This window comes from Brevibacterium sp. FME17 (assembly GCF_014897515.1).
Taxonomy (GTDB): Bacteria; Actinomycetota; Actinomycetes; order Actinomycetales; family Brevibacteriaceae; genus Brevibacterium.
The window spans coordinates 53,908-66,698 of record NZ_JABUYD010000002.1 but is presented as its reverse complement, the minus strand read 5'-3'; the positions used below and the strand labels follow the sequence as shown (position 1 = coordinate 66,698).

The 12,791-nt window shown below is 60.7% G+C and carries 11 protein-coding genes and 1 pseudogene; 6 read left to right on the top strand and 6 right to left on the bottom strand.

Features of this window, described 5'->3' with window-relative positions; genetic code table 11:
• The first annotated feature begins 73 nt into the window (after window positions 1-73).
• Window positions 74-835 carry an isoprenyl transferase gene (locus INT40_RS02285; protein WP_101569820.1) on the top strand — a complete coding sequence of 254 codons (762 nt, stop codon included), beginning with the start codon at window positions 74-76 and terminating at the stop codon, window positions 833-835.
• Between the two features lie 177 nt (window positions 836-1,012).
• The gene (locus tag INT40_RS02280) at window positions 1,013-2,320 is read left to right on the top strand and encodes a PhoH family protein (protein WP_193095389.1); all 1,308 of its coding nucleotides are present in this window, start codon (window positions 1,013-1,015) and stop codon (window positions 2,318-2,320) included.
• Between the two features lie 90 nt (window positions 2,321-2,410).
• Here the strand turns inward: INT40_RS02280 and INT40_RS02275 are convergent, their stop codons facing one another.
• The 3 genes from INT40_RS02275 to glpX form a co-directional block, all read right to left on the bottom strand.
• Window positions 2,411-3,814 carry a class II fumarate hydratase gene (locus tag INT40_RS02275; RefSeq protein WP_226830641.1) on the bottom strand — a complete coding sequence of 468 codons (1,404 nt, stop codon included), beginning with the start codon at window positions 3,812-3,814 and terminating at the stop codon, window positions 2,411-2,413.
• 71 nt (window positions 3,815-3,885) lie between these two features.
• Entirely contained in the window at window positions 3,886-4,512 is a 627-nt protein-coding gene (locus INT40_RS02270; RefSeq protein WP_101569823.1) for a carbonic anhydrase, read from the bottom strand.
• Between the two features lie 106 nt (window positions 4,513-4,618).
• The gene (gene glpX / locus INT40_RS02265; protein ID WP_180958876.1) at window positions 4,619-5,743 is read right to left on the bottom strand and encodes a class II fructose-bisphosphatase; all 1,125 of its coding nucleotides are present in this window, start codon (window positions 5,741-5,743) and stop codon (window positions 4,619-4,621) included.
• Between the two features lie 74 nt (window positions 5,744-5,817).
• Between glpX and INT40_RS02260 the strand changes: the two genes are divergently transcribed.
• Window positions 5,818-6,522, top strand: a complete 705-nt coding sequence (locus INT40_RS02260; RefSeq protein ID WP_226830638.1) for a DUF4245 domain-containing protein — start codon at window positions 5,818-5,820, stop codon at window positions 6,520-6,522.
• A gap of 3 nt (window positions 6,523-6,525) precedes the next feature.
• On the opposite strand, the gene INT40_RS02255 is transcribed toward INT40_RS02260, so the two are convergent.
• On the bottom strand, window positions 6,526-6,765 hold the full coding sequence (locus tag INT40_RS02255; RefSeq protein WP_193095388.1) for an exodeoxyribonuclease VII small subunit: 240 nt from the start codon (window positions 6,763-6,765) through the stop codon (window positions 6,526-6,528).
• Window positions 6,766-6,831: 66 nt separating this feature from the next.
• The gene (gene xseA, locus INT40_RS02250; RefSeq protein ID WP_101569826.1) at window positions 6,832-8,142 is read right to left on the bottom strand and encodes an exodeoxyribonuclease VII large subunit; all 1,311 of its coding nucleotides are present in this window, start codon (window positions 8,140-8,142) and stop codon (window positions 6,832-6,834) included.
• A gap of 187 nt (window positions 8,143-8,329) precedes the next feature.
• On the opposite strand from xseA, the gene INT40_RS02245 reads away from it, so the two are divergent.
• Window positions 8,330-9,388: a 4-hydroxy-3-methylbut-2-enyl diphosphate reductase gene (locus tag INT40_RS02245; protein ID WP_193095517.1), complete on the top strand. Its 1,059-nt coding sequence runs from the start codon at window positions 8,330-8,332 to the stop codon at window positions 9,386-9,388.
• A gap of 12 nt (window positions 9,389-9,400) precedes the next feature.
• On the opposite strand, the gene INT40_RS02240 is transcribed toward INT40_RS02245, so the two are convergent.
• Window positions 9,401-10,585 carry a DNA recombination protein RmuC gene (locus tag INT40_RS02240; RefSeq protein WP_193095387.1) on the bottom strand — a complete coding sequence of 395 codons (1,185 nt, stop codon included), beginning with the start codon at window positions 10,583-10,585 and terminating at the stop codon, window positions 9,401-9,403.
• Window positions 10,586-10,658: 73 nt separating this feature from the next.
• On the opposite strand from INT40_RS02240, the gene ychF reads away from it, so the two are divergent.
• Window positions 10,659-11,744 (top strand): redox-regulated ATPase YchF, encoded by a 1,086-nt coding sequence (ychF, locus tag INT40_RS02235; RefSeq protein WP_193095386.1) that lies wholly within the window; start codon window positions 10,659-10,661, stop codon window positions 11,742-11,744.
• 236 nt (window positions 11,745-11,980) lie between these two features.
• Window positions 11,981-12,163, top strand: a pseudogene (locus tag INT40_RS02230) (HigA family addiction module antitoxin); the annotation flags it as partial.
• Window positions 12,164-12,791: the final 628 nt, after the last annotated feature.

Here is a 12,791-nt window from a genome sequence, read left to right as displayed (position 1 = left end):
ACGCGAAGCCGTTCGGGATAGTACTGTGTAAGGTGGTCGAACCGACCGCAATTCGAGTGTGAAAGAGGACAGTGTGGCGCGACCGGTGAGCCTGCTCTACCGTCTCTACGAGCGGCGGCTCCTGCGCGAGCTGGACAAATCTGTACCTGTACCGAGGCATGTCGGTGTCATCACCGACGGCAACCGCCGTTGGGCGAAGGAATTCGGTGCCACCACCGCTGACGGTCACCGTGCTGGAGCCGAGAAGATCGTCGAGTTCCTCGGCTGGTGCGATGAGATCGACGTCGATATCGTCACGCTCTACGTCCTGTCCAAGGAGAACCTCGCCAGATCCGCCGAGGAAGTCGAAGTTCTCATCGAGATCATCTCCGACCTGGTCGAGAAGATCGCAGCCCTGAACGGCGTGAGGGTGCAGTTGGTCGGGGACCTGGAGATCCTGCCACCGGGCCTGCGGGCCCGTTTGGAAGCGGCCACTTCGGCGGGGGACTGCCAGATGCGCGTGAACGTCGCTGTCGGCTACGGCGGACGGCAGGAGATCGTCAACGCGGTGAAGTCCCTGCTGCGCCTGCGCACGGACGAGGGCACTGACCTGGAGACGATCATCTCCGAACTGTCCCCACAGCAGATCAGCGAACACCTCTACACCAAGGGGCAGCCAGACCCCGATCTCATCATCCGCTCCTCCGGCGAGCAGCGCCTGTCCGGGTTCCTGATGTGGCAGAGCGCCTACTCGGAGTTCTATTTCTGCGAAGCGTACTGGCCCGATTTCCGCCGCACCGACTTCCTGCGCGCCGTCCGTGACTACGGACTGCGCCAACGCCGCTTCGGAAAATAGGCTTCGGGCCGTCACCGGTTCATGCGAAGTTCACGACCACGACTTTCCCGAACACGCGTGCCGTTGCCTGCCTAGCCCCGAATCGGGGTTAGGTTGGCAGTAGTTGGTCGACACCAACCCGAGATCGGGGGATGTCAGGACTCGGATCTCGGCGGTACTCACGCCACAGGGGTCCTCATGACCGCACACGTCCACACTTACGTTCTCGACACCTCGGTGCTGCTTTCCGATCCGGGTGCCCTGTTGAGATTCGCAGAACACCAACTCGTCATTCCGCTGGTCGTCGTCTCCGAGTTGGAAGCCAAACGCAATCATCCGGAACTTGGTTTCACCGCTCGCAAAGCACTGCACATCCTCGATGACTTCCGGTCCGAATTCGACCGACTCGATGAGCCGATCCCGGTCGGTGATGCCGGCGGCACATTGCGTGTTGAGCTCAATCACGTCGACGCCTCGACGATGCCGATCGGCTTCGACCGGTCGGAGAATGACACTCGCATCCTCGCCGTCGCCCGGAACCTGGCAGCTGAAGGCCAGGACGTCATCGTGGTCACGAAAGACGTGCCGATGCGTGTGAAGGCCTCGGCGCTCGGGCTGCAGGCCGAAGAATATCTGGCGGAACTGGCCACCGACTCCGGGTTCACGGGGATGAGCGAGCTGTCTCTGGACGAAGACGAGATGTCGCAGTTCTATGAGCAGGGGTGGGCAACCACCGAGGCGGTCACAGATGAGGTCGTCAACACCGGCGTGGTCATCACCTCACCTCGTGGTTCCGCACTCGGCCGGGTGCGACCAGGCAACCGGGTGTCGTTGGTGCGCGGTGACCGTGACATCTTCGGAGTCCATGGACGGTCCGCCGAGCAGCGAGTGGCCATCGACATGCTCCTAGACGATGCACTGGGAATCGTGTCCTTGGGAGGTCGAGCCGGAACGGGGAAGTCCGCACTCGCACTCATGGCGGGACTGCAGAAGGTACTCGAAGAGGGCAAGCATTCGAAGGTCATGGTCTTCCGCCCGATCTATGCCGTCGGCGGCCAGAGCCTCGGTTTCTTACCCGGCAGTGAGGGCGAGAAGATGAACCCGTGGGCCGAGGCGGTCTTTGACACGCTTGGTGCGCTGGTGAGCAAGAACGTGATCGAAGAGGTGATGAACCGCGACCTGCTCGAGGTTCTGCCTCTGACCCACATTCGGGGCCGATCCTTGCATGATGCGTTCGTCATCGTCGACGAGGCCCAATCGTTGGAGCGCAACGTGCTGTTGACCGTGCTCTCACGCATCGGCATGAACTCGAAGGTGGTGCTCACCCACGACGTCGCTCAGCGGGACAATCTGCGGGTGGGCCGACATGACGGTGTGGCGGCGGTGATCGAGAAGCTCAAGGGCCACGATCTCTTCGCCCATGTGACGCTGACGAGATCGGAACGCTCCGAGATCGCGGCTCTGGTCACCGATGTGCTCGAAGAGTTCGATCCCTTCCGCTCCTAGCACGCGGTGAACGCGAAGGGGCCCGGTGGCCGAACGTGATGTTCCGCCGCCGGGTCCCTTGGCCGTGTAGCTGAGGTGAAGCCGTGTGATTTACTTGTAGTTTCCGATCATCGTGGTGACATCGAGTGCCTTGTCGAGGTCGGCCTCGGTGATGGAGCCGTCGGAGACGAAGCCGAGGTCGATGGTGGCTTCCTTCACGGTCATCTTGTTCGCCACAGCGTGCTTGGCGATCTTCGCCGCCGATTCGTAGCCGATGACCTTGTTCAGAGGAGTCACGATGGACGGGCTTGCCTCGGCGAGGAAGCGGGCACGCTCCTCGTTGGCCTGGAGTCCGTCGATCATCTTCTCGGCCATCACAGTCGAAGAGTTCGCGAGCAGACGGATGGATTCGAGCAGATTCGACGCCATCACAGGGATGCCGACGTTGAGTTCGAAGGCTCCGTTGGTCGAGGACAGTGCCACGGTGGTGTCGTTGCCGATGACCTGCGCGGCGACCTGAATGGTGGCTTCGCAGATGACCGGGTTGACCTTGCCGGGCATGATCGAGGAACCCGGCTGCAGGTCAGGAATGGCGATTTCGCCGAGGCCGGTGTTCGGGCCCGATCCCATCCACCGCAGATCGTTGCAGATCTTCATATAGCCGTAGGCGATGGTGCGCAGCTGGCCCGAAGCCTCAATGAGTCCGTCGCGGTTGGCCTGAGCCTCGAAGTGGTTGCGTGCCTCCGTGATCGGAAGACCGGTCTCCTCAGCGAGGATCTCGACGACTCGAGCGGAGAAACCGTCCGGTGTGTTGATTCCGGTGCCCACTGCGGTGCCGCCCTGCGGAACCTCAGCGACGCGAGGCAGCGAAGCCTCGATGCGCTCGATGCCGTATCGAACCTGGGCAGCATAGCCGCCGAATTCCTGTCCCAGCGTCACCGGGGTGGCATCCATGAGGTGGGTGCGGCCCGATTTGACGATCGAAGCGAATTCCTTCGCCTTCTTCTCCAGCGAGACAGCGAGCGTCTCCATCGCTGGAATCAGCGAGTTGACCAAGGCCTGGGTTACGGCGACGTGCACCGAGGTGGGGAACACGTCGTTCGAGGACTGGGAAGCATTGACGTGATCATTGGGGTGAACGTCGATGCCCTGGGATTCGAGGGCCTTCGTCGCCAGGGAAGCCAGGACCTCGTTGGTGTTCATGTTCGAAGATGTTCCCGAACCGGTCTGGAACACGTCGATGGGGAAGTGGGCGTCGTATTCGCCGGCGATGACCGCCTCGGCGGCCTTCTGGATGGCTCCAGCCCTGTCAGCGTCAAGGACTCCGAGTTCGAGGTTGGCCTTCGCAGCCGCCTTCTTCACCTGGGCCAAAGCGGCGATATGAGCCGACTCCAGGGTCTTGCCCGAGATCGGGAAGTTCTGCACGGCGCGCTGTGTCTGTGCGCTGTACAGGGCATCTTTGGGAACCTTCACTTCTCCCATGGTGTCGTGCTCGATGCGAAATTCTTCGCTCATAGTTGTCCTTTCCGACATGATGTCTGGGCTGTTGGTCATTGTGTCTGCTGAGGCCGCGGGTGCAGCCAGGATCAGGACGCGAAGGTCGAAGTCGCGTCCTCGTCGCCTCCGTGCTGTGCGACGACCGTGGTGCGACCGTCGTGCAGCTGATAGGTCAGGCCGACGATGATGAGGCGACCTTCGTCGACTGCCCGGGAGATGATTGCAGAGAGCTGCATGATCTTCTCCACCGTGTCCATGGTGTTCTGCGTGACCGTCTCATTGACAGTCTTGCGGTTGTTCTTACGGGCCCTGGCCACAGTCGGCAGGATCCGTGCCACGACATCGGAGATGAACCCTGGGGGAGTCTCTCCGGAATCGTAGGAGTCATACGCAGCTGTGACCGCACCGCAGCTGTCGTGGCCGAGCACGACGAGCAGGGGAGTGCCGAGGATTTCGACCCCGTACTCAAGAGAGCCGAGCGTCACTGGATCGACGACCTGTCCGGCGTTGCGCACGACGAACATGTCGCCGAGACCGACATCGAAGATCATCTCAGCGGCAACTCGCGAGTCCGAGCAGCCGAAGAGCGTGACGAAGGGCATCTGATTGTTCGACAGTGCCTCACGTCGTGCGGTGTCCTGATTGGGATGTTTCGGCACGTCGTCGACGAAGCGATGATTTCCTTCGAGCAGACGTTTCCATGCTTCGTTCGGCATCGGTCAAGAACCTACTTCCGGTGGGTGAGATCAGAGGGTCGAGTCGGTGGGGTCCGGTGTCGACAGTGATGGATGGTGACGGACGATGGAGATCAGAAGCGAAGGCTCAGATGAGTCCGCGTCGAGCAGCCTCTTCGGCAGCTTCGACATAGGAATGGGTCTTCGCAGCCTGATGCTCGGCGAAGACCGAACGCACGGTGCCCGATTTGGAGCGCATGACCAGAGAGTGGGTGGTGACATGTCCGCCGTCGAACTTCACACCGTCTAGCAGATCACCGTTGGTGATGCCGGTGGCGACGAAGTAGCTGTTGTCACCGGTGACGAGATCATCGGTGTTGAGTACCTGGTCGACGTCGAGCCCGGCTGCGGCCGCGGCCTCACGCTCCGAATCGTCCTGTGGCCACAGGCGACCCTGGATGACTCCGCCCAGTGCCTTGATCGCGCAGGCGGTGATGATGCCTTCAGGGGTGCCGCCGATGCCCATCAGCATGTCGACACCGGTTCCCGGGCGGCAGGCGGCAATAGCGCCGGCGACATCGCCGTCGGTGATGAGCTGGATGCGTGCTCCAGCCGCACGGATCTCATCGATCATCTTCTGGTGGCGCGGACGATCGAGGATCATCACGGTCACCGAGGCCGGATCGTTCGTTCCTTTGCCCTTGGCGACGCGACGGATGTTCTCTGCTACCGGTAGGCGCAGGTCGACCGCGTCGGCGGCAGCGGGACCTGTGACGAGCTTCTCCATGTAGAAGACAGCTGAAGGATCGTACATGGCGCCATCTTCGGTGACGGCCATGACCGAAATCGCGTTGGGCATGCCCAGGGCGGTCAGACGCGTGCCGTCGATCGGGTCGACAGCCACATCGCAGTGAGCGCCTTCGCCGTCGCCGACCTGTTCGCCGTTGAAGAGCATCGGTGCTTCGTCCTTCTCACCTTCGCCGATGACGACGCGTCCGGCCATGCGCACGGTTGAGATGACGTTGCGCATAGCGGCAACAGCGGCACCATCGGCGGCGTTCTTATCGCCGCGGCCCACCCAAGGGGCAGCTGCGATGGCAGCGGCTTCGGTGACTCTGACGAGTTCGAGAGCGAGGTTGCGGTCGGGAGCGTCGGCTCCGACCTGTGCTTTCTGGGACCAGGTATCCGTCACGGTGACGGGAGGAGCCTCGGCATCCACTCGGCCTCGGTCATGATGAGATTTCACGGCAGCAGGTTCATTGGAGTCACTCATAAGTCCAATTGTGCCACCCCGCACGTTCGGTGCCGACATCGGTACGATTTCGCGCCGTCGTTGTGGTCTCTGTCATGAATGCCCGTCCAGGATTGGCCCTGGGGACCAACCCCGAGGACAATGGCGATGTGAATGCCCAATCCAATACCTACGCTGTGGGATCGCAGGCGCCCGTGACACACGCGGATGCCGGGTCCGAGGGAGTGCCAATGGCTGACGAGTCCGGAGTGATGCTCCCGGGGTCCAGGGAAGAGATGCGCTTCCTACGGAAGAACTCGAACTGGGTCAACATGATCATTGCGATCCTGGCCTGCCTCGCAGTCGTTGCCGTGGTGCTGCTGATCGCACCGCAACCAGAGGTCGACCCGCAGCGTGTGGTCGACTACCAGACGATTGCCGAGCAGTCGGAGGACAGCGCCGAGTTCGACCTCATCGTGCCGAAAATTCCGAGCGGATGGACATCGAACGAGGCGAGCCTTGATCGTGTGGGCGATTCGGACCGCACATCCTGGTACATGTCCTTCGTCGGTACCGAGCGGCAATGGGTGAGCATCGAGCAAGCCAAAGCCACGGAGAAATGGGCCAAAAGCAAAGTCGGCGATGCAGTTGCAGCTGAGACAGTGACCGCCGGCGGCTTGGATTACCAGATCTATAGGACCGCAGACGCCAAGGAATACTGGGTGACCGGAAAGGGCGACAACTTCGTCGTCATCACCGCAATCGCGACTCCCGATTCCATCGACTTCTTCGCCAAACAGGTTTCCAAACAGCTCAAGTGAGGCTCAGCCTTCCTCGTCTGAAGATTCCTCACGCGCTTTGTCGAGACGTTCACGAGCACCATCAAGCCACCCCTGGCAACGATCGGCCAGAGCCTCGCCACGCTCCCACAGACTCAGCGAGTCCTCCAAGGGAAGATTTCCAGCCTCGAGTCGTTTGACGATTCCGACCAATTCTTCACGAGCCTGTTCGTAGCTGAGGGAATTGATGTCGGTCTGGTTCTGCCCGGTTGTTGGTTCTGTCATGATTACGTCCTCCGTGGCTTGATCGGGTGAGTTGTGAGTGTTGCGGTGTGGTTGGGCCAGGTGCTGCTATTGCTTTGAGGCGTGGTTGTCTTCGGTGTTTTCCTGCACAGCTGTCACCTCGGCGTCGAAGCGTCCGCGAGCGACACGGACGTGGACACCGGCGCCGGTGTCCACCTCGGCCGAGTCTCGGATGGCCTGACCCTCGTCGTTTTGGACGACGGCGTACCCGCGTTCGAGAGTCCGCAGTGGTGAGAGTGACCGTGCCTGTGAACGAAGATGGCTGATCTCCGTCTGTGCCTGCACGATGCGTGTCGTGGTCGCTTGGAGGCTGCGTCGACGCACCAGCCGCAGCTGCTCTTCGTGCGCGGCCACCATGGTCTGAGGCTCGGCAAGGACAGGGCGTGATCGGACTGCGGTGAGCATCTCCTGCTCCCGGTCGATGATCCGGTTGACGGCGGCATCGAGTTCAGCCCGAGCGCGCAGAAGATTCATCGCTTCCTCGGCCACATCGGGAACGATGCGTTTGGCCGCATCGGTGGGCGTCGATGCTCGCATATCTGCGACCTCATCGAGGATCGGACGGTCGGCTTCGTGGCCGATTGCCGACACAACGGGAGTGTTCGCCTCAGACACGGCGCGAACGAGTGCCTCATTGGAGAATGGCAACAGGTCCTCCATGCTGCCGCCCCCGCGAGCGATGACGATGATGTCGATCTGCGGGTCGGCATCGAGTTCGGCGAGGTTCTTCATCACACCGGGAACGGCGTCGGGTCCCTGGACAGCGCAGTTGCGGATTTCGAATTCGGCGGCCGGCCAGCGCAGGGTGACGTTGCGAACGACGTCCTTCTGCGCATCGGAATCCCTGCCGGTGATGAGGCCGATCCGATTGGGTAGGAACGGCAGACGCTTCTTCCGATTCGGGTCGAACAGGCCCTCTGCGCCGAGTTGCTTCTTCAGTCGCTCGAGCCTTGCCAGGAGCTCGCCGAGGCCGACGGCCCGGATGTCATTGGCCCGCATGGTCAGGCGACCGGTCTTAGTCCAGAAGTCTGCTTTGAGGTTGGCGACGACATGGCTGCCCTCAGACAGCGGAGCCCCAGTGCGGTCGAGTACGTTCTTCCAGATCTGGACCGGCAGCGACATTTCGACATCGGTGTCGCGCAGAGTCAGATAGCTGGCCTTGCCGCGGTGATTGAGTTCGACAACCTGTCCCTCGATCCACACGCTCGACATGCGATCGATATAGGACTTCATTTTGCTCGAGAGCAGACTCAGGGGCCACGGGTTCTCTGCCGTCGTCTCGCCTGCTGTCGCCGCCAACTCCTGAGCGTCGACCGTTTCGCCGAGGGTCCCGGGAGTACCGGAAATTCGTTGCGCCATATTGTCTCCCCTTCCAATCCACCACCCTAACGAACGGTGGTGACATGACGAATCATCGCCGCGCAGGAGCTCCAGCGGTTGGGGTCGGGATCCGGTTGGTAGGTGTGTGATGTGGATTGCTTCACTTTTGTAGCCGTTGTTCAGGTCCCCGGCCTAAACTGAGCTTGTGACTGCCATATCTGTACCCATGCCCACCATTCCGCGCAAGCGTCTTGCTCCGGAGGACATCCGGGCGCCTGAAGGTCCTGACCAGAAGGTGCTTCTGGCCGCCCCACGCGGATACTGCGCCGGCGTTGACCGTGCAGTGATCGCCGTCGAGCGCGCACTCGAGCACTATGGTGCTCCCGTGTACGTGCGAAAGGAGATTGTGCACAACCGCCATGTGGTCGACACTCTCTCCGAACGCGGCGCCGTCTTCGTCAACGAAACCGATGAGGTTCCGGAAGGTGCGCGCCTCGTATTCTCAGCACACGGTGTCTCTCCTGCGGTGCACGCCGAGGCAGCCGCACGTGAACTGTCCACGATCGACGCGACCTGTCCACTGGTGACGAAGGTCCACCGCGAGGCCGTGCGCTTCGCCCGCGATGGCTACCACATTCTGCTTGTCGGCCACGCCGGTCACGAAGAGGTCGAGGGTACGATGGGCGAGGCTCCCGATGACATCACTCTGATCCAGAATCCTGAAGAAGCCAAGACCGTCGAGATCGCAGACACCGAGAAACTAGTCTGGCTGTCACAGACGACGTTGAGTGTCGACGAAACGATGGCGACTGTCGATATCCTGCGTGAACGGTTCCCCCACCTGCAGGCCCCGCCGAGCGACGACATCTGCTATGCCACGTCGAACCGACAGGTGGCCGTGAAGAAGATCGCCCCGCAATCCGATCTGGTTCTGGTTGTCGGCTCAGCCAATTCGTCGAACTCTGTACGCCTGGTTGAAGTTGCTCTGGAACATGGGGCCAAGGACGCGCATCGCGTCGACTTCGCTCGTGAGGTCGACGAAACATGGTTCCATGATGTCGCGACTGTCGGCGTGACCTCAGGAGCGAGCGTGCCGGAAGGGCTGGTCCAGGACCTTCTCAAACTGTTGGCCGAGTACGGTTTCGGCTCGGTCGAGGAGATCGTAACGGCAGAGGAAGACATAATGTTCTCGTTGCCGCGCGAACTGCGCAAGGATCTCAAAGCCGCGGGGATGAAGACATCGAATAAGCGCGACGGAGCCGACCGGGACCACGATCTGATCTGATCGGTGCCAGGTCTAGTCGGTACCGGTATGCCTGCGTCTCAGTTCGGTGGGATCTTGTGTCGCAAACGGATCATGTCCCGAGACGCGTGGCCGTGTGAGTTCTTCAGCGCTGACTCCCCGGGTGCGTGAGTCGAGTTCAGCAACTGTATCGAGTTCGGTCGCGACGATACCCGTTGACGGAAACTTCCGGGCCGTGACGAGGAACCGCGATTCCAGTGATGAGACGAAGCGGTTGTAGTCGTGAACCGAGCGATCGAGACTCGTCCCCATTCGCGTCACGTGGGTGACCAGGGTACCGATGCGTTCGTAGAGTTCGGTGCCGAGCTTGAGCACCTCGGCCGCCGAAGTGCTCATATCCGCTTGTCGCCAATTTAGTGCGACCGTCTTGAGGAGGACGAGCAACGTGGCTGGGGATGCGAGCACAACGTTTTTGCCGAGAGCATGGTCGATCATCTTCGGATAGGTCGATGCTGCCGCAGACAACAGCCCATCCGTGGGAACAAAGCAGACGACGAAGTCCGGTGCGGTGTCGAAGGACTTCCAATACTCCTTGGACGCCAGGGAATCGATATGACGCAGCAGCGCTCGAGCATGATCTTCATCGTTGACCTCAACGTCCTCCATGCGTGCTGACAGCGGCGTCTTGGCATCGATGATGATTGTTCCGCCGCCGGGCAGGTTGACGGTCATATCGGGGCGGTGGCGTTTGCCATCACGCTCACTGCTGACCTGAGTCTCGAAGTCCACATGGGGGAGGAGACCTGCGTATTCGACGATGCGTCGGAGCTGGACCTCACCCCAGTCACCGCGCTGAGTCGTCGAATTCAGCGCAGTGGCCAGTGAACCCGTCGACTCCTGCAACCGGAGATTCTGCTGACTGAGATGGCCGATCTGAGTGTTGAGGCGAGTGATCTGCTCAAGCTGAGTTCGATCCTGAGCCTGCAGATTCTCCTGCAGATGGTTGACGCTTGCGGCCAGCGGTCCGATGGCAGCGGTGATCTCACCGGCCATCTGCGCATCGGCCTCCAGATCCTCGGTCCGATTGGTGAGGATCCGGGACGTGGTCTCCGCTCTCGTGAGTCGCTCGATATAGCGAGAACGCGTGTGTGCGCGACCAAGAAGGAAGCCGAGGGCGGCACTGATGATGATCGCCAGGATGAAGACGAAGACGAGTCCTGTGGTGGGGAAAGCATTCATGACTTCAGCGTGACAGACGGCACTGACGCGAGATTTAGACCCGCACCTCGGCGGCGGGATAGACTTAGCTACCGTGGCTCTAACTATCGGAATCGTGGGACTGCCCAATGTCGGCAAGTCGACCATGTTTAATGCATTGACCAAGAACCAAGTTCTCGCGGCGAACTACCCCTTCGCGACGATCGAACCGAACGTCGGCGTGGTGCCGTTGCCTGACGCGCGGCTGACCCGGTTGGCAGAGATCTTCAGTTCAGAACGAATTCTCAACGCAACGGTCGACTTCGTCGATATTGCCGGAATCGTCCGTGGTGCCTCCGAAGGTGAAGGGCTGGGCAACCAGTTCCTGGCCAACATCCGCGAAGCGGAAGCGATCTGCCAGGTCATCCGCGGGTTCGTCGATGACGACGTCATCCACGTCGAGGGCAAAATCAGTCCCGCAGATGACATCGACACCATCAACACTGAACTCATCCTGGCCGACCTGCAGACCTTGGAGAAGGCGCGACCTCGAATCGAGAAAGAGGTGAAGGGCAAGCGGGCGCCGGCACAGCAGCTGACCGTGATCGACTCCGCCGTCGAGATCCTTGAGAGCGGAAAGACCCTGTACCAGGCCATGCAGGCCGATAACTTCGACGTCACAGAGCTGCGTGAACTTCAGCTGATGACCGTTAAGCCGTTCCTCTATGTCTTCAACGTCGACGACGATGTGTTGGCCGACGAAGAGAAGAAGGCCGAGATGCGTGCGCTGGTGGCGCCCGTCGAAGCGATCTTCCTCGATGCCAAGTTCGAATCTGAGCTCGCTGAGCTCGACGAGGCGGAAGCCCTCGAGATGTTGGAATCCACAGGCCAGGAAGAGGCCGGACTCGACAAACTGGCGCGCGTCGGTTTCGACACACTGGGTCTGCAGACCTACCTGACTGCCGGCCCCAAAGAATCCCGTGCCTGGACGATCCCGAAGGGCGCGACAGCGCCTGAAGCAGCTGGTGTCATTCACACCGACTTCCAGAAGGGCTTCATCAAGGCCGAAGTCGTTTCCTTCGACGACCTCGACGCCAACGGCTCCATGGCCGCTGCTAAATCCGCCGGCAAGGTCCGGATGGAAGGCAAGGAGTATGTGATGGTCGATGGGGACGTGGTGGAGTTCCGTTTCAATGTCTGAAGATAGTTCCGCTGTATTGACCCGTTAGGTTGGTGACGTGGCTGGCGGGTGGGAGGCCTTTCCTACCCCGAGCGAACGCGAAGACTGACTGCGCAGTCTCGTGCTGGAACAACGAGCCTATGGAGTCCGGCTCCACGTGAAAGTCACTAGCCAATGGTCTGTATACCGGCGGCTCGGGCACAGCCCGGCCAGAGTAGCGTGTTGATAGGTTATTCGGTTACGTAACTCGAGGAAGCCGCATCAATGAGATCGTTCACGGCAAGCGTGCGATAACGGCTGGCACTGCGCTTCGCCTGGGACGCTATTTCGGTATTGATCCGCAGTTCTGGCTGAACCAGCAGACGCACTACGAGCTGGAGCTCACCGAAGATCGTGTGGCAGAGCAGCTCGCCCAGATCACACCGCTGGAAGTCGCGTGAGCCCCGTAGGAGTCGATGGGCTTCTCCTCTGTGCAGACAGCGATGAGGTTGCTGTTGTCCTCCATCACTTTCCTCGACATATCGAAGTCATAAACGCTGAAGCGGGGTGTCTTCGGTTCAACGTCGAGCCGACGAACGATCCGCTCGTGTGGGGCATCTCGGAGAGATTCGTGGATCCAGAAAGCGTTCGATGCGCGACAAGCGCGCGTTCGAGCCGGAGAGTGGGGGCAAGCAACGTCTCCCATCGCGCGGAACTGCGACATTGGGGCCGTGACAGACGACTCGTGATGTTGGTTCGTGCAGCCGATGGTCGCACGTGTTGAAACGTGGGGAGTTTTCGTTTCAACACGAAGTCGGATTCCGGTTCAACCGTCGAAGACGGATCGAGCTCACTTTTTACCAGTGGACGCCGGCGACGCACCAACAGGTGCGAGAACGGCCGGATGGCCCGTACTCGGGCGACGTCCGATGTATGTGTCAGCGAGTCTGAATCTGTCGGTCCCGAGCGTCAAGATGAGGGTTTTCGAACTCGAAAATGGATTCTGGCGTCGTCGCTTACTTTTTTGATCAATTCCTAGTCTGACGATGCTGTGAAGATTCTCATGCGCAAGGGTGCCCGCCCACGTAT

Bases quoted from the DNA above. Each gene is read 5' to 3' on its own strand.
- INT40_RS02280 (WP_193095389.1), top strand. From the start codon at position 1,013: ATGACCGCACACGTCCACACTTACGTTCTCGACACCTCGGTGCTGCTT.
- INT40_RS02275 (WP_226830641.1), bottom strand. From the start codon at position 3,814: ATGAGCGAAGAATTTCGCATCGAGCACGACACCATGGGAGAAGTGAAG.
- INT40_RS02270 (WP_101569823.1), bottom strand. From the start codon at position 4,512: ATGCCGAACGAAGCATGGAAACGTCTGCTCGAAGGAAATCATCGCTTC.
- glpX (WP_180958876.1), bottom strand. From the start codon at position 5,743: ATGAGTGACTCCAATGAACCTGCTGCCGTGAAATCTCATCATGACCGA.
- INT40_RS02260 (WP_226830638.1), top strand. From the start codon at position 5,818: ATGAATGCCCGTCCAGGATTGGCCCTGGGGACCAACCCCGAGGACAAT.
- INT40_RS02255 (WP_193095388.1), bottom strand. From the start codon at position 6,765: ATGACAGAACCAACAACCGGGCAGAACCAGACCGACATCAATTCCCTC.
- xseA (WP_101569826.1), bottom strand. From the start codon at position 8,142: ATGGCGCAACGAATTTCCGGTACTCCCGGGACCCTCGGCGAAACGGTC.
- INT40_RS02245 (WP_193095517.1), top strand. From the start codon at position 8,330: ATGCCCACCATTCCGCGCAAGCGTCTTGCTCCGGAGGACATCCGGGCG.
- INT40_RS02240 (WP_193095387.1), bottom strand. From the start codon at position 10,585: ATGAATGCTTTCCCCACCACAGGACTCGTCTTCGTCTTCATCCTGGCG.